The sequence below is a fragment of the Myroides phaeus genome (genome assembly GCF_900099675.1).
Classification (GTDB): Bacteria; Bacteroidota; Bacteroidia; order Flavobacteriales; family Flavobacteriaceae; genus Flavobacterium; species Flavobacterium phaeum.
The window spans coordinates 40,465-58,927 of sequence record NZ_FNDQ01000013.1 but is presented as its reverse complement, the minus strand read 5'-3'; the positions used below and the strand labels follow the sequence as shown (position 1 = coordinate 58,927).

General features: G+C 31.9%; 13 protein-coding genes. 4 read left to right on the top strand and 9 right to left on the bottom strand.

Going from position 1 to position 18,463, the window contains the following annotated elements; genetic code table 11:
• Positions 1–28 precede the first annotated feature (28 nt).
• From BLT46_RS08195 to dtd, 8 genes are all read right to left on the bottom strand, one after another.
• Positions 29–1,369: an FAD-dependent oxidoreductase gene (locus BLT46_RS08195; RefSeq protein ID WP_090408990.1), complete on the bottom strand. Its 1,341-nt coding sequence runs from the start codon at positions 1,367–1,369 to the stop codon at positions 29–31.
• Positions 1,370–1,540: 171 nt separating this feature from the next.
• Complete coding sequence (locus BLT46_RS08190; RefSeq protein ID WP_090408987.1) at positions 1,541–2,626, bottom strand: agmatinase family protein; 1,086 nt, start codon at positions 2,624–2,626, stop codon at positions 1,541–1,543.
• Positions 2,627–2,683: 57 nt separating this feature from the next.
• Entirely contained in the window at positions 2,684–3,967 is a 1,284-nt protein-coding gene (kynU, locus tag BLT46_RS08185; protein WP_090408984.1) for a kynureninase, read from the bottom strand.
• A gap of 232 nt (positions 3,968–4,199) precedes the next feature.
• Positions 4,200–5,249 carry a tRNA preQ1(34) S-adenosylmethionine ribosyltransferase-isomerase QueA gene (gene queA, locus BLT46_RS08180; RefSeq protein ID WP_090408981.1) on the bottom strand — a complete coding sequence of 350 codons (1,050 nt, stop codon included), beginning with the start codon at positions 5,247–5,249 and terminating at the stop codon, positions 4,200–4,202.
• Between the two features lie 115 nt (positions 5,250–5,364).
• The gene (locus BLT46_RS08175) at positions 5,365–6,594 is read right to left on the bottom strand and encodes a 3-phosphoshikimate 1-carboxyvinyltransferase (protein ID WP_090408978.1); all 1,230 of its coding nucleotides are present in this window, start codon (positions 6,592–6,594) and stop codon (positions 5,365–5,367) included.
• 9 nt (positions 6,595–6,603) lie between these two features.
• Entirely contained in the window at positions 6,604–6,930 is a 327-nt protein-coding gene (locus BLT46_RS08170) for a nucleotide pyrophosphohydrolase (RefSeq protein WP_090408976.1), read from the bottom strand.
• 11 nt (positions 6,931–6,941) lie between these two features.
• Positions 6,942–7,139, bottom strand: a complete 198-nt coding sequence (locus BLT46_RS08165) for a hypothetical protein (protein WP_090408973.1) — start codon at positions 7,137–7,139, stop codon at positions 6,942–6,944.
• Positions 7,139–7,591 carry a D-aminoacyl-tRNA deacylase gene (gene dtd / locus BLT46_RS08160; protein WP_090408969.1) on the bottom strand — a complete coding sequence of 151 codons (453 nt, stop codon included), beginning with the start codon at positions 7,589–7,591 and terminating at the stop codon, positions 7,139–7,141. The genes BLT46_RS08165 and dtd overlap by 1 nt, the downstream gene beginning before the upstream one ends.
• Positions 7,592–7,957: 366 nt before the next feature.
• Here dtd and BLT46_RS08155 point away from each other — a divergent pair, with 366 nt between their 5' ends.
• The 4 genes from BLT46_RS08155 to BLT46_RS08140 are packed head-to-tail and all read left to right on the top strand — an operon-like array spanning position 7,958 to position 16,382.
• Positions 7,958–10,972 (top strand): SusC/RagA family TonB-linked outer membrane protein, encoded by a 3,015-nt coding sequence (locus BLT46_RS08155; RefSeq protein ID WP_090408966.1) that lies wholly within the window; start codon positions 7,958–7,960, stop codon positions 10,970–10,972.
• Between the two features lie 2 nt (positions 10,973–10,974).
• Positions 10,975–12,351: a RagB/SusD family nutrient uptake outer membrane protein gene (locus BLT46_RS08150; RefSeq protein ID WP_090408963.1), complete on the top strand. Its 1,377-nt coding sequence runs from the start codon at positions 10,975–10,977 to the stop codon at positions 12,349–12,351.
• Between the two features lie 12 nt (positions 12,352–12,363).
• Positions 12,364–13,572 carry a DUF4929 family protein gene (locus BLT46_RS08145; RefSeq protein WP_090408960.1) on the top strand — a complete coding sequence of 403 codons (1,209 nt, stop codon included), beginning with the start codon at positions 12,364–12,366 and terminating at the stop codon, positions 13,570–13,572.
• Entirely contained in the window at positions 13,572–16,382 is a 2,811-nt protein-coding gene (locus BLT46_RS08140) for a M16 family metallopeptidase (RefSeq protein WP_090408958.1), read from the top strand. Before BLT46_RS08145 ends, BLT46_RS08140 begins: the two co-directional genes overlap by 1 nt.
• Positions 16,383–16,432: 50 nt before the next feature.
• Here the strand turns inward: BLT46_RS08140 and BLT46_RS08135 are convergent, their stop codons facing one another.
• Positions 16,433–18,406: a DUF3857 domain-containing protein gene (locus tag BLT46_RS08135; protein ID WP_090408955.1), complete on the bottom strand. Its 1,974-nt coding sequence runs from the start codon at positions 18,404–18,406 to the stop codon at positions 16,433–16,435.
• Positions 18,407–18,463 lie beyond the last annotated feature (57 nt).

Below are 18,463 nucleotides of genomic sequence, written 5' to 3'. Positions count from 1 at the left end.
TTATTACTTAAACATTCTTATTACATTACTAAGATTGAATAATCTCTTTCAACTTTTCCATTATCTCCTGAGAATCCCATTTATCTTTAATATTATCTTCTCTCATTATTATATCCATCCATAAACCTTGCTGTTTCCCCATTTCTAAAGCAGCAACGTATGTATCAGTACTAAATGTAACTCTATCATACAAAGGCAACCATAAATCAGGATATTGAGAAGCAAACTTACTCTCTATTTTCTTACGCAATAAAAAAGTATCATCTGCTGTATGCTCACTCATTTCTCTAAAGTTTTGATAAGACAACTCTGCAATGGCATCTCCATTTGGCTTTCTCATTTCTTGATAGCGACTCAAAATCTCATCCCATTTTGCTTCATCATACTCGTCAAGTATTTCACTTAAAACAAAAACATCTTCTAATCCTGCATTTAATCCTTGTCCATAAAATGGAACTACTGCGTGAGCAGCATCACCAATTAAAGCAACTTTTGACTTGTAAATCCAAGGAAAACATTTCATTGTTACTAATGAGTTTACTGGATTTCTTAAGTATTGTGCTATATAATCAGGCATTAACTGAGGTACTTCTGGAAAATACTTGGCAAAAAACACCCTGATATCTTCATCTGTTTTAATATTGTCAAATGAAACATCTCCTTCAAAAGGCATAAATAATGTACAAGTAAAAGAACCATCTACATTTGCTAATGCTATTAGCATAAAGTCCTTTCTTGGCCAAATATGAAAAGAATTAGGTGCTAATTTATGTTCTCCTACCTCTGCAGCATCAATTACTAACTCTTTATATCCAAGGTGTAAATATGATTGTTGATACTCAAATCTACTTTGTTTTTGCATTCTTGCTCTAATGCGTGAATAAGCTCCATCTGCTCCAATTACTAAATCGTGCTTGATAGCTTTCCATTGCATTGCTTCTTCTTTTGCTGTATAAAGTATTCCGTTATCTAAATCAACATCCCAAATTGGTGTTTCAAATTTAAAAATCACACCTGCTTCTTCTGCTATCGCAATAAGGTGTTTGTTCAAATCTCCTCTTGATATCGCCCAAATAGCATCTCCTTTAATACTATAAGGTTGGTGCTTAACTTCTCCTTCTATTGTATGAATTGCTCTTTGATACATAGGAATCCCAATTGCTCTTACTTGATCTGCAATATCTATTTTATCAAGAATACGCCATCCTCTATCTGAAAGAGCTAAATTGATCGATCTCCCTCTAAAGTCCAACGTTCTAATATCACAACTTTTATCATATACAACAACTTGGTAACCTTTTTTCTTTAAAGTTAATGCTAATACAACACCAACTAACCCACTACCTACAACTGCAATATCTCTACTCATCACATTTATACTATTTGAAACTATTACACCAGATAAGCTATAGTATTCATAATTTATCTTGACTATAATAACTACTTATAATTCTGTTTGTTTTAGCTCATAAAGCTACAACCACAAATGATAACAAAAAAATAAAGAGCCTAAAAATGGCTCTTTATCTTTATATCAAAATTACTTTTTGAATTCTATTTTTTCTCCTACTGTCAATCCTTGTGATTTAGCATAGGCACCACACATATGGAACAATAATCTTGCTCCTACGTTTCCATCCCAATCATCTTCTCCTGGAGCCACTTCTACCAAGTCCATACCAATAATCTGCTTATTAGTTTCAGATAACCTTGTAATCATATAAGTAGCTTGTTCAAAAGTTAATCCTCCTGGAACTGGTGTTCCTGTATTTGGACAATACCAAGGTAACAATGCGTCAATATCAAAACTAATAGCAACTTTCTCAGGTAATGAGTTTATAATTTGGTCACATTTCGCTTTCCAAGACATTCCTTCAAACTCATCTGTTTTTAAATCTGAATCTGTATGAACTAATACTCTTCCATTTGATGTATGTACAACCTCAGCTTCTTGCTCACAAAAATCTCTAATTCCTACTTGTACAATTTTTTCAACTTGAGATAACCCTAAAGTATTGAACATAATTGACGCGTGAGAATAAGTAAATCCTTCATACGCATCTCTTAGATCCATGTGTGCATCAAAATGTAAAATTCCAAAAGAATCATGATATTTAGCTAAAGACTTGTAGTATCCTAATGGCGTACTGTGGTCTCCTCCTAATAACACTACTTTTTTACCTTTTTCCATCCAATAAGTGATTTTTTCTTCAACCTCTTTATGGAATACCTCACACGCCTCATTAATAGCATCTAAATCTTTTTGCAATGCCGGATTTTCTGCAACATCTTCTCCATTCTCTAATGCCTCAATAATTGGCTGAGCCATTTCTTTATATTTTGCACTATTCTCTGCCCAATGTGCAGGTGCTTCATCAATAAATATCCCTAATTTCCACAACTCAGGATACTGTTGATGATGTAAATCTACTTGAAAAGAAGCTTCTAAAATAGCTTCTGGTCCTTCAGAAGTACCTGCTCCATAACTAACAGTAACCTCCCAAGGTGCTGGAACTACAATAATTTCACTTTCTTCTGCAGTAAAAGGTAATCCATAAATACTTGCATCAGCTAATCCTGGTTGAGAAGGATCAAAATTGTCTATTTTATGCTGTTTTGTTGACATCTGTAAATGTTTATTTTTTTTGCAAATTTAAAATTATAATTCAATCTCAAAACAATACTACACATTAGATTGTTTTAGTCCTTGTTTCAATATTTGTCCAAAGTGATAAATATCTTCATAAGAGGTGTAAAAAGGAACTGGTGCCAAACGAATTACATTCGGTTCACGCCAATCTACTATCACTCCTTTTTCCATTAAATAAGTAAACAACTCACGGCCTTCTCCGTGTAATAAAACTGAAAGCTGACTCGCTCTTTCCTCAGGTACTATTGGAGTGATTACTTCAAAATTACCTCCTACTTCTTTTGCTATATCTTGAATAACAAAATCAAGATAAGCTGTTATTTGATCTCTTTTAGCAATTAACGTAGACATTCCTACTTCAGAAAACATTTCTACAGAGGCTAAATAAGGTGCTAAACTTAGAATCGGTGGATTGCTAATCTGCCATCCATTTGCACTTTCAATTGGATCATATTTTTTTTCCATCAAAAAGCGACGCTCTTTATTATGTCCCCACCATCCACCTAAACGAACAAGCGTTTCATCTTGGTGATACTTTTCATGTATAAAACAACCAGAAGCGTTTCCTGGTCCTCCATTCATATACTTATAGCTACACCAAGCTGCAAAATCAACATTCCAGTCGTGTAACTTTAATTCTATATTACCAGCAGCGTGAGCTAAATCCCAACCTACTTTTGCATTGTATTGCTGTGCATAATTGGTAATCGTTTTTATATCTAATACTTGACCAGTGTAATAATTAATTCCTCCTATCAGAACAAGGGCCAACTCATCTCCTACCTCATCAATTTTAGCAAGAATATCTTCCGTTCTAAAATTGTGTTCTCCTTTTCTACGTTTTACCTCTACAACAACATCTTTATAGTTCAATCCATGCCATTGTACTTGTGATTGTATTAAGTACTGATCACTCGGAAATGCCTTCTCTTCACAAATAATTTTAAACTTACCTGTGGTAGGTTTATAAAAAGTAGCCATTAACAAGTGTAAATTAACTGTTAATGTATTCATTACAGTAACCTCACTTGCTTTTGCCCCTACAACTTTTGATAAAGGTTCACAAAATCTCTCGTGATAATCCCACCAAGGTTTATCTGCATAGAAATGTCCCTCTACCGCTAATTCTGCCCAATCAGTCATTACTTCATTTACAAACTTAACTGCTCTTTTGGGCTGAAGTCCTAATGAATTACCTGTAAAGTAGATAACTTGTTTCCCATTTACTTTTGGAAAATTAAACTCCTGTCTGTATTTAGACAGCACATCTTTACTATCTAAACTCTTTGCATAAGAAAGGCTGTTCTCAAACATCATGAATTATATTACTTTTGGTTTTAGTAAATGTAACTATTTTAATCCTATCTCAAAGACACCTTATCGAATAAAACCGAATACTACTTTCTATTAAAACAACTAAATGATTATCTCTAAACAATAACTTACCCTACTGGTGTTAACTACTTGATATCCTTGTTTCCTAATCTCAAAACAAAAAAGAGGATATCTGTTTAGATATCCTCTTTTATAAATTATTTAAAATCTTCTACTATAAGATTAGCATCGCATCTCCGTAAGAGTAGAATTTGTATTTCTCTTTTACTGCTTCTTTATAAGCTTTCATCATTAAATCATGACCACAGAAAGCTGAGATCATCATCAATAATGTTGACTTAGGCATATGGAAGTTTGTTACCATACAATCAGCAATACTGAAATCGTAAGGAGGGAAAATAAATTTATTTGTCCATCCAACGAAAGGATTCAAAGTTTGATTAGAAGAAACAGAACTCTCTAAAGCACGCATACTTGTAGTACCTACAGCACATACTCTGCTTTTTCTTACTTTAGCTTCATTAACTATATCACAAGCTTCTTGAGTTACAAACATCTCTTCAGAATCCATTTTATGCTTAGATAAATCTTCAACCTCAACTGGGTTAAATGTACCTAATCCAATGTGTAATGTAACTTCTGCAAATTTAATTCCTTTAATTTCTAAACGTTTTAATAAATGCTTAGAAAAGTGTAATCCTGCCGTTGGTGCAGCTACAGCTCCTTCTTCTGTAGCATAAATTGTTTGGTAACGTTCTGCATCTTCTGGAACTACCTCACGGTTGATATATTTAGGTATTGGAGTTTCTCCAAGTTCTTGAAGCTTCACTCTAAATTCTTCATAAGATCCATCATATAAGAAACGTAATGTTCTTCCTCTTGATGTTGTATTATCAATTACCTCTGCTACAAGAGAATCATCTTCTCCAAAGTATAATTTATTTCCAATACGAATTTTACGAGCTGGATCCACTAAAACATCCCATAAACGCTGTTCTGCATTTAACTCACGTAATAAGAAAACTTCGATTCTTGCTCCAGTTTTTTCTTTATTACCATATAAACGAGCTGGGAATACTTTAGTATTATTTAATACCATTACATCACCTTCATCGAAATAATCGATTAAATCTTTAAATTCTTTATGGTCAATAGTTCCTGCTTTACGATCAATCACCATTAAACGTGATTCATCTCTATTTTCAGCTGGAAACTCTGCCAATAACTCAGTTGGCAAATCAAAATTAAAGTTTGATAACTTCATTGAATACGGTTTAAATTAAAATAACACTAAAGACTATACTAGTCCAAGAATATGCAAATATACAACCTCACGATAGGGGTTGTCAAGTATTTAACGATATTTTTCTTTTTATAGCTTATATCTCTGCTGTATTAAATCCTAATTCAGTCAAGCAATCCCAGAAATTAATAAATGATTTACTAACTACCTCTGCCTCAAGAATTACTATATCAGTCTTCAATGCTAAAGGAGCAAAAGCCATAGCCATCCTATGATCTTGGTAAGTTTCAATTGCAATCCCACTATTAATTACTTGACTTGAATTAATAAATAAACTCTCGTCCGTTACCGTAATAACAGCACCAAGTTTTGTTAATTCGTTTTGTAAAGCAACTAATCGATCTGTTTCCTTGATTTTTAACGTATGTAGCCCTTTTAACTCACATTCAACTCCTAATCCAAAACACGTAACTGCAATTGTTTGAGCTAAATCTGGTGTTTCTATTAAATCCGCACTAAACTTAGACAGCTCCTTTTCTACCTTTTGTAACGCTATACAATCGTCTTCTAAAAAGGTAGTTTCAACACCTAATCTTGCATATAACTTTGCTACATTACTATCACCTTGTAAACTATTCTCTTTATAACTGCTTAATCGCATTGTTGTTCCTACAGGCGATAATGCAATTATAGAATAAAAATAAGAAGCAGAAGACCAATCAGATTCCACTGTAAAACTATTTTTTAATGGTTTCTCTAGTTGTTTTGCAACAATAGTATTGCCTTCAAAAAATGTTTCTACCCCTAATTGATTTAATAAAGACAAGGTCATCTCAATGTACGGGCGTGAGGTAATATCTCCTACTAATTCTATTTCAACTCCTTGTTTAAAATGAGTTCCGACTAACAATAAGGCAGTTATATACTGACTACTAATATTAGCTGGCAACACAACTCTCCCTCCTTCTGATAAATGTCCTTTTATTCGCAAAGGTGGATATCCATCAGCTCCTTTATAACTAATCTCAGCTCCCAATTGACGTAAAGCATCAACCAAAACACCAATAGGTCTTTCTTGCATTCTCTTACTACCAGTCAATACCAAGCTTCTATTTGTACATAAAGAATAATAAGCCGTCAAAAAACGCATTGTTGTTCCTGCGTGATGAATATCAACCACTTCTTCTGTAGTTGACTTCAATGCATTTACCATAGCACAAACATCATCTGAGTCAGATAAGTTTTTAATGTGTAATTGTGGAAACAATTGTTGTAAAATAAGTAGGCGATTACTTTCTGATTTACTTCCTGAAATCACCAATGATTTACAATTGTTTATTTGACTATGAGAGAGTATTTTCTTCATATAAACAGTTTATTTCAATTTTTCATTGTTGTGGTGACGGTCGTGATCACGCTTTGTTTTCACATCCATCTTTTTATCAAAAGCTTCTTGTAGATTAACTCCTGTCTGATTTGCTAAACAAAGTACAACAAAAACAACATCGGCTAATTCTTCACCTAAATCCTTGTTTTTATCGCTTTCTTTTTCAGATTGTTCTCCATAACGTCTTGCAATAATACGGGCTACTTCTCCAACTTCTTCAGTTAATTGAGCCATATTAGTCAACTCATTAAAATAACGAACTCCGTGTTCTTTAATCCAATTATCTACTGCTTTTTGTGCGTCTTGTATATTCATCTTTTTTACACTTAATTCTTTTTAAATATTTTTCCTTTAATCCACTTGTCATAAATAATCATCAATACCATAAATACAACATATTTTACCATAAAATTCAAAACACAAGTTTGATTTCCTGCTATGGCACATCCTAACTCATCTGACAAAAACCAAGTTAATCCAATATATATAACCGTAAAAAAACTATATTTTACTAATGTATTCATTACTCTTTATTTTGTGTGTCAATAATTATAGTTACAGGTCCGTCATTTAAGAGTTCTACTTTCATATCTGCTCCAAACTTTCCTTTTTGAATTGGCTTTCCAAGTTCTCTTTCCAATTGTGCTATAAATTTCTCATACATCGGCACGGCAAAATCAGGCTTTGCTGCACGTATGTAAGAGGGTCTATTTCCTTTTTTTGTAGAAGCGTGTAAAGTAAATTGACTTACCAACAATATATCTCCTTCGATATCTTTAATAGACATATTCATCACTCCATTCTCATCATCAAATACACGTAAATTAGTTACTTTTCCTCCTAACCATTCTATATCACTTTGTGTATCTACTTCTTCAATACCAACAAGTATAAGCAATCCTTTTTCAATTTCACCTATAACTTGCCCTTCTACAGTTACAGATGCACGTGTTACTCTTTGTATTACAGTTCTCACTTGATAATTTTTTAAATCAATATCTACAAACTTAAAACTTTCAATTATTCTCTCCTCTCTTTCTACTCTTTTTTTTACTTTATCAAAACCTCCAAAAAAAATATAAATTCAATCTAAACACTACTCAACATTCACTTAGTGAGAATATTCTCATTTACACTAATTCTAATTAAAATATAAACAAAAAGCAAGAAACATAATCATAAACACCTGTAAACAAACACATTAAACCTTGCTTTTTTAACAATTAATTCCTACTCTATTATTAGTATTTAATCTAAATAAAGAACTAAATACCTTTGATTAGTTAATAAAATGTTTAATTTTGTGCGTTAATTTAGAATAAGTCTTAATTAAACACTAACTATGAAACCTCTTAAAATCAATTTATTAATCGCTTTCTTTTCTTTACTTTCTACTGTATGTTTTGCTCAAACGCAACAATATGTAGGAAAAGTAATTAATCAGCATACGAAAAAACCTATACAAGGTGCGATTATCACCTTAGTAGATACTAAACAAATTTTCATTACTGAAGATAATGGTACCTTTTCTTTTACAGCTCCTAAACAAACAGATATTATCGTCTCCCATTTAGGTTTTGAAGAAATCCGTATGTCTTTAAAAAATACTTCTCAAAATATTTATCTAAACCCAATTATGGAGCAACTCGAAGAATTGCTCATAAAATGTACACACAATATAAATGATATTGATGTGCGTAATCTAACTGGTTCTGTAGTTACACTTGATATGAATAAATTAAGTGAACGTTCTGAGATAGATATGGCTAAACTTTTACAAGGACAAATACCAGGATTGACTGTTAATTATGGAGGGGAACTTGGAAAGAAACCTGAAATACGCATTAGAGGTAACTCCTCTTTTAATTACAAAGGAAGTGCTAATGAACCACTTTTTGTAATGGACGGAATTATTATATCTACAGAAACATTCCTTACTTTAACCCCAAATGACTTTACGACAATAAAAGTACTTAAAGACGCTCCTGCTACAGCTTTATATGGTATAAAAGCGGCTAATGGTGTAATTGAATTAACGTCAAAACAAGGTTTTGAAGGCAAACCTATTTTTAGTTTTTCTATGAAACAAGGAGTAACTTTTAGAGGAGAACGTCCTGTTGAAATGATGGGAACTAATGAAAAATTAGCATTTGAAGAGCGAATAGAAATGCTGGCCACTCCTGGCTACTTGTTCTCTGAGAAATACATCACTAAAAATTATCAAAATAGCCCCTTATTACAAGAAAAATTAGCAGAGGGAAACAGAATACTCGATTCTCTTAAACAATATAACACGGATTGGTTTAAAGAACTAATTAAGCCTAATCATTTTCAATCGTACAACTTTAGTGTTCGTGGGGGGACTGAAAAAAACACCTATTTCTACTCTTTGAATTACAGTAAACAAGGAGGTCGTATTCCTGGTAATGATATTCACCATATCACAGCTCGTGCTAACTTGAATTATCTAATCACAGATAACTTCAACCTTGCTATTAATAATAGCTTTGGGGTAGCTACTGCTAACACTCAAAATGGTATGGACAATGATCCTACCTCTCTCGCTTATATACTAAATCCATATGAAACTAAAGAGAGTAAAAAATTGTATAGTTTTAATAAACATCAATCTTATAAAGATTTAATTAATCAATTCTATCAAAAAAGTACTACTAAACGCTTTAGTAGTTCTTTGGTTATGCAATGGGACGTCTTACCTGAATTAAACATCTCAGGAGTAATTGGTGCAGATTATAGTTTAGGGGAAATAAATAAACGCATATATAGTACTGCATACAGTCAACGTGATAATCCTATAAATGCACAGGGGTACTTATCAGAGGAAGACAACAAAAACTTTGATTTTTCTTCAAATATTCGTGCGAGTTACCAAAAACAAATAGGAGACCACGACTTTTTTATCGGAGTAAACTCAGATTATTATTTGTCTAATATTAAATCACTTTCTGCTTCTGGTTATGGTATTGCTGATGATATAAACAGCATCTCTGGTATCAATAACTCTTTAACGGGGACTTATGCTCCTAATAACGGGGGAAATAAAATTAAAAATGCGCAATTAGGTTTTGGAGCTGCCTTGGGGTATACATTCCAAAATACCTATGATTTTTATGCAAGTATCAAAAGGGATGGTTCTTCTCTTTTACCAAGTAATAACAGATGGAACAATGCTTGGGCAACGGGTATTGCATGGTCTCCAAGTGAATATGCTTTTTTTGCTAAACAGGACATTTTAACGGCTTTAAAGTTTAAAGCTTCTTTAGGTTATACAGCAAGTATGGTTGGTATTACTCCACGTGATATTACTACAACTTTCAGTAATTCTAACAACTTTTATGGAGAAAGTAGAATTTTACAACTACTTGCATTGCCTAATAAGGATTTAAAACCACAGCAAACTTATTCAACAAACTTTACAATTGACTTTGGTTTCCTAAATAGATTTAACCTTACAACTACTTTGTATAACGAATTAACGAAAGAAGCCATAGTTACTGTTCCAATTGCAAGTAGTAATGGTTTTAAAACGTTTACAAAAAATATCGGGGAATTAGAAAACAAGGGGATTGAGTTAATGCTTAATGGAGATGTTCTACACATTGCTGATTTTAAATGGAACTCATCTATTTCTATGTCTTATAATGCTAATAAAGTCAAAAAACTTTATGGTACGGATAAAATTTATTTAACTGACCAATCTGTCATTCCTGAATATGAAGTTGGCAAGCCTTTAGGTGTCATTTATGGTTTACGCGATAATGGTGTTTACCCTATTACTGGATTGCCTCAATATGTTGATAATGATGGGCAAATAATCAACTTTGAAAATAGTATCTCTCCTAATTACTTCAATAACTTAGGATACTCTATTGCGCCTTACAGTGGCTTTTTCAACAACTATTTTAGTTATAAAAACTGGTCTCTAACTGTTAACATTAACTATAGTTCAGGTGGTAAAGCAACTTATAGTAAATCTTATATTAGAGATAATACAAATGCTAATAAGAATGCTATTAAAGGACAATTAGACAATATGTGGTTTGAAATTGGTGACGAAAACAAACTATATCCTGCTAAAAAACTTCCAAGCTCTGTTTATGATTTGTATCAATATCCAACAACGAAGACGATATATAAAACAGATTATATAAAATTAAACTTTGTTCAATTAGGTTATAGCATTACACAAAGCGCATTCATTAATCGCTACTTCAAGTCTTTACAAGTAAATGTACAAGCTGATAATATTTACACCTATCGCAGACAAAAAGATAAAGGCTCTCTAAATGATGTATTACAACCAATTTTAACTTTTTCTATTAACGCTACATTCTAATTATGAAAAAAATATTCCTATTTATAGCTATAGGCTTTCTTACAGCGTGTAGTTTAGACATAAATTCACAAGACGAAATATCTGGTGATAATATTATTAATACTCCCATAAAAGCAATGGGGGTATTATCTCAAGCTTATAAGAGCCTTCCTGTTTCTTCTGAAAAATTCACTTTACTAACAGAGGATTTACACCCCAACTATCAAGTTGTGTACAAAAAAGAGTATCAACTTATCTATAATTGGGACCAACGTGAACTAACAAAAAATACTGCGTCTATCTGGGAGGATTACTATAATGCTTTAATAAATTTGAACGCTATTTTACTTTCAAATGATAATGCGAATAAAGACAATGAAGATTGGCAATATATTAAAGGAAATGCACTCTTATTAAAAGCATATATATACTTTGATTTGTTGCAGCTTTATAGCGATCGTTATACTCCTAATGCTTTAGGTATTATTCCTACAAACTCATTAAGTCTGGAAACAAATAAGCGTTTAACCCAAACAGAAACATTAACTGAAATTAATAACCTATTGGAAGAAGGATTGTCTCTCATTAAAGATTATCCTAATGAGAAAAACTATTTCATAACTAAAAAAGGAGCTCTGCATATACAAGCTCAAGTAGCTCTTTTTATGAGAGACTTTTCAAAGGCAGAAAAGCTGGCTAAAGATCTTTTAAATGATAATTTTAAACTGATTAATACTGAAACGACGTATGCTAATCTTTGGAATAATCAAGTGGCAAGTATTTCTTCTAATGTTTATTGGATATATGATTTACAAGAAAACCCTAATCACTATTTGTATTATCAACAAAACGCAGGTGATTACTTCTATATCAATGAAACTTTCTCTTTTGAGGAAAAGGATATTAGACATAACGTTTCTCAATATCTATTTAAGTTTAAAGCCAGTGGTATAGATATAATAGATAGACAGTTGTTAGGAAAATATAAAACTACATCTGAAGACAAAACACAAAAGCCTATTGTTATGGCAAGAAATACGGAGACTTATTTTATTTTAATTGAAAGCTTAATTGAGCAAAATAAAAATGTTGAAGCAATACAGTTATTAAATGATTTTCTTTCAAACTTAAATCAAGATATGCTTGCTCCTAATCTTTCGCAAAGCGAATTAAAAGCAATCTTTCGCTTACAAAAACAGAAAGAGTTCATTGGAGAAAAGATAAACTTCTTCGACTTAAAAAGATGGAATATTGACCTTGTCAGATATATACCTGATAGCAATAATAAAGCTACTACAATTAAATCCACAGACTTCAGGTGGACTTGGCCATTGCCTGCTTCTGAAATGAGATATAATCCTAATGCAACTCAAAATGAAGGATGGACTATTGTTGACTAATATTGAAAAAAAATGAAAAAGACATTACAAAAAAACATATTCGTTTTAACTGCTTTCCTAATTACTATAAGCTCTTTTTTCGCTTGCTCTACTGAAGATAATGCGAATGGAGAATTTTTAGGTGAAAATAAAATAGTACTGATTCCGCAAACCAGCGTATTTATAAAAGATAATAGTACTGATGAAACAGTAATAGACATTCATCTTGTAAAAGCAGTAAACACAACTATTAAACTTAAATTTGCTTTACAAGATAATGTATTTGAAAACACTAAACTTCTTGAAATAGAAGATCCAATTATTGAATTTTTACCTGGTCAAAAAAAAGCTCAATTAAAGGTGAAAAGTACGTCGAGAAAAGTAATAACTAAACCAACCTATATTAGTTTAGTATTAGTAGAAAATAACAGTACTCTGAATCTTGAAAAACACTTACAATTTACATTACAACCTCTTTCTGCTACTGATGAATTAACGCCTAAACAAATTGAGTTACTTGAGCTTTATAAGAGCAAAGGATTAGATTTGTATTCTTTGATTGGTGATGTGGAAATGACAGGAACTATCTACTTTCCTGGTGATGGTAATTTAGATGCTTTATATAACAAGAAAACAATACAAATTAATGGTATAACAACATTTACATTAAGTGAAAAAGCTACTGCAGAAAAACCAGTATTAAAAATGACTTCTAACGCAATGGGGTTAGAAAGTTACTTATATAAATTGTTTAGAGACCTTACTATTGACGACCTTGTATTCTGGAATAATCAAGGCCCATATGCACCTCCTGCTAATAAAAACATTATGGAACTTATAGGTCTTACGCGAGAATCGAAAGAAACCTTTGAAGTTATGATGGATGATATTGAAATAGACTTAAATACTAAAGAGGTTTCTTACATAGGGAAGGGGAAAGATTTTTATGGTGAAGAAATTACAATTATCCCTTTAACATACAGGTATAGTGCCTATGAAAGATTACAACAATTCATTAATGATAAAAACCCTATCGCAATAGAAAGCATTGAAAATGGAGCAAATATTAATCCTGCTGCAATAATTAATAATGAAGATATAAAAGAAGATAATTATGAAAATGATACTTGGTCAGAAAGTACTGCAATGTTATCAAACGATAAACTTTCTTTTAAATTTATAATGGGACACTCTCAAGCTGGAGGATACATAAACATAACTGTTGACTACAAAATCAAATAATGACTAAATACAAAATCTTATTATCTTCTTTATTTTTATCACTTTGTCCATTTTTAAGTAATGGACAAAGTCTTTTTAAAGAATTACCAACGATAATGAATAAAAAAATTGATAGCCTTGACAATGGTTTGCAATACATTATTCACTCAACAGAACAACCGAACACAGAATTTCGTTTGGTGTTTAATATTGGTTCTCTTCAAGAAACAGAAGATGAAATTGGCTATGCTCATTTCTTAGAACATTTAATATTTAATGGTTCGGAAGACTTCCCGAATAGACAAGCGGTTGATACTTTACAAGCATTGGGGTATAGATTTGGAAGAGATATTAATGCTTATACGACGTATGAACGTACAGTTTATGAACTATCTCTATTAGCCCCTAATCAATTAGACTTGGCTCTTAATATCTTAGCTAACTTCTTAGGAAAATCATCGTTAACGGATGAAGCCATTTTAAAAGAAAAGAAAATTGTAATTCAAGAAATTAGGGATTATGGCGTAGAATCTACTTTTACAAAAAAGAAATTAGAGGGAACAAAACACGCGAATCGTTTGCCTATTGCGACTGAACAAGATATTATAAATATCGACCATCAACGCTTAAGAGAGTTTTACAAAAAATGGTATACTCCTAATTTAGCTACTATTATAATAACTGGAAATGTTGATACTGACAAGGCAACTAAAGCAATTCAACAGAATTTCGGTAAGTTTAATCCTACGCCAAATGTCAATAGAAAACAGAATATTTTTGCTTTTAACCCTGTATTCAAAGACAAACTTGTTACGCAAGAATTACCTAACTCAAAAGTGAATAAGCTTGAAATAATTCGCTTTGTAAAAGCTCCGTTGTTAGAATCAAAAGCGGATTTTAAGCTTCAACTTATTGAGCGTTTATATAACTCGTTTTTAAAGCAAAAACTGAAAGAAGGGGCTTCTAAAGCCATTAATCATTCTACTTGGTATTTGTCTAATAGAAATGAAAATGCTTTTGAATTACAAGCTGCAACTAAAAAAGAACTCCTTTCTGAGATTCGATTATTAAGTAGCATTATATACTCTATAGAACAGAATGGAATAGCTGAGGAAGAATTAAACACATTAAAAGCTTCTTATTTGAATGCTTTGAACAAAAATAATTCTACAGATCCTTACTATTTAGCTAACTCTTATATTGACCAAGTAGCGGCATATAGTTACTTCTTAACGAATAGTGAAGAAGATCTTTTAGCGCAAGAAATAATAGCTTCCATTTCAATTGATGATATCAATACACATCATAAAAACACTTGGGCAAATGATACTGCCAACTTATATTTATTCGAATTTAATCCTGATTTATTTGAAATAAAGAACGAAAAAGAATTTGAAAAGAGCTGGAAAAAAGGGGCAAAACAAGTAACTAAATTCATTAAAAAACAACCTGTTAAAAGTAATGAGGTAAATGAAATACCGTTAAATTGGGATACTATGCCTCCTATTGCCTTTAATTCAAAAGCTCATATTATCTCTGAAAAAGAGTATAAAAATATTGGGGTTACTGAAATAACACTTCAAAATGGCTTGCGCATTGCTATTAAACCTACAACGAGTGAAGATGATAATTATATATTATCAATCGCTACACGAAAAGGCTTAAATCAGGTTAATCAAAACGAACTATATCTGTTTGAAGAAACTCCTTATTTCATAGATACAGCTTGGATTAATGGTTTCTCTAAAGATGATTATAGTGATATTGGAGCTCAAAAAGAAGTTTCTACTTTGGTAAGTATGATTGATAATGCGAGTATTGCGAATACTTCAAGCAGACAAGCAAATGCAACTGATTTATTTGAATGGAGTTATAGAAAATTGTATGACTATGTTATACCTCAAGAAGATTTTGAGGAATATATTGCTGAAGAAATAGAGTCTTTAACTACTACTCCTACTACACCTAATTATCTAAACAATCCTTTTGTGGCTATGTCACATAAAATAGCTGCGTATAAATTGGGTACAAAAGAGGACAAGCAAGTAGTAAAAACAAAAGAGGATATCCAAAAAATTAACCTTGAAAATATGTTTTCTCTTTTTAACGAAACATTTAGATCGCCTAAGGATATGTCAATCGTTATCTGTGGTTACTTCTCAGTAGATGAAATTAAAGATAAAGCAACAACTTATTTTGGTAGTATTCCCTTACATAAAAGGACAGAGCAAAAGAGTAATATTGCTGATCCTCTAAAAGAGAAAGAAGAAATCACAAGAGCTAAGATAATTACGTCAGAAGCTGAAAGACCAGATGTCTCAATCGTTTTCAAAGGTGATATAAATGCTACACTAAAACAGAGCATTATTGCTCAAATGATACGTGAACTTTTAAATGATGCATTTTTAAATGTTTCTCGTGAGAAAGAGGGTTTGGTATATTCACCGTATTCAGATATTGACGTTACTCTATATCCTGAAGCTAAAACGTTTACTTCTTTACATTTTTCTGCAGAGGAAAAAGATCTTGCTACTTTAGAGGAATACGCCAAACAAGCGGTTAAGAAATTACAATCTACTCCGATCAACAACGAGATGTTAGAGCGTATGAAGCGTACAATTCTAAACAACAAAACACTTCACTTAACAAGTAGTAGTACATACCAATGGGTAGAAAAATTAAGAGAAATATACCTCAACTTTGAAGATTTAAGTGAGTTTGACCAGTATGATACTATATTGCAATCAATCACGACCGAAGACGTCTTAAACACAGCTAAAACAATGTTTAACTTAAATAAATACGGTGTATTTGTTATTGCTCCAAAATAACAACACAAAAAAGCCTCAAAAAGTTTTATACTTCTTGAGGCTTTTGTTTTTTATTTCTTTCTGGCAAATACAACTTGTTGTTGTAATACCTTTCCTACTTTCTGATACAAATCGCGTACATACGGATAATCTTTCACTCCAATCATTCCCTTGTTTTTTAAAAACAATAAAGTTCCTTCTACTTTATTGGTATCAACAGTAAACTTAACTTGCATTTCTATCCCTGCTTGTTGATTCCTCAACACTATATCTTCGGGCACTTTTTCTACTTCATAGCCTTGTGGAATTGCAATGCTAATCATATAGTTTTCCATTGTAGGATATCCAAAATAAATAGGCATTACTCTATTTTCAGCTTCAAAAACGGATGCATTAAAATTGTATAGTTGGAATGGATTTACAAAAAGCTTATCGTTAAACATTGATACAGCATTTCTTTTGTACAATGAATAATTTACTCTAACATCTTTTGATAAATCTTCCTTGCTATTAAATACTCTGACATTACTAATTTGTACACCAAATTGTTGTGATTCGTACATCTTACCTAATTGCCATTCACTACCATTGTAACCACCTCTAAAAACTAATGCATCATAATTACTATAGTTTTTAAGCAATTGCCCTTGCATAGATCCATCAATGTTTAATTCTACTTGATATCTATCTGTTATACCTGAAACAAATTGAGGCATTAAATCAATTGACACAATACTTCCATTGTCTTTAAACAACATTCCTCTACCATTCAAATCTTCTAATGGCAAAATATTAATTCCTGAGTATGGATTTGTAGCATCCAGTAAATAATAGGCTTCTCCAACTTCAACAGCAGTTATAACGTGATTGTAGTAATTTCTCTGCCAAGTTGTTTTTACTCCATTACTCCTTGTACTTAACAAAACAGGATTAGCTTGCAGACCTATATACCTCAACATACTTGTTAGCATCAGATTTATATCAGCAGAATTTCCAATCCCTTTATAATATGCTGTTTTTGTACCATTGTTCGCAAAAATCCCATAGGTATTATCCCATTTTACTTTTTGTTGCACAAATTTTAAAACCTTCTCTATTTTTTCTTCTGTTGACAAACCTTGATAATCCTCCAGTAAAACATCTCTTTTATAATATTTATCTTGCTTTAATTCACGCGAAAAACCACGATTATTAGTCAAATCTGTCAAAAATTCTTTCTCGTTTAACAAGACTTTCTGTACGGGTGAAAAGGGAAACTGTACTTCTAATAAATCAAAACGCAAGGAAGCAATATAGTTTATTGGATTATCAACATAGGGTTCGTTAACAAAAGCGGGAACATTAACTATTTCAAATGTCTTTTCGAGTGCATTAACATTTGTTCGCATTCCTGCTGATACAATTCCTGTCATAGACACTTTCTTTTCAGTTGTTGTCTCTTTTAACTTAAAATCACCTTTCTGAACAATACTATATTGAAAATACTCAGGTAAAACTACTGTGTATTTTGAGATACGCTTAGGTAAATCAGCTTGAATTACCCACTCTGGTAACTCATCAATAAAGCTTGTTACTCTACTATACGAATAAGTAACTATATCTCCTTTCTTTGCATTTTTAAATAACACGCCAACTTCCTTCCAATTGCCATAGTCACTCTTTACAACTTCCTCTTTTTCTATCTTTGTCTTAGAAATATCTACCCCTTGCAAAGAAAAAAGGGAAGCTTGATGTATAACTACTTCTTCGCTTAAATAACCTTTAGGAGAATAAGAGACATAGAAAGAAAGCGACTCTCTCGCATCATCTTTATATAATTTGACTTTACGACTAACCTTTTCCGTTACACGAAAACCATAATCTTGAATATAATCCATTGCAACATCAATCTGTTCATTCAGGATGACAGCATCTGCTCCTGGAAAAATAGGATTAGTATTTTCTCTCAACTCCTCTACACTTACTTTCTCTAAAAAACTTTGTGCATATATTGAAGGAATATTCATAAATAAAACAAACGCCAATAAGGGATATAAATATTTCATTCTTTCTTTTATTAATCTCTAAACGATAAAGGTAAAAATTCCAACGTACATAAAGTA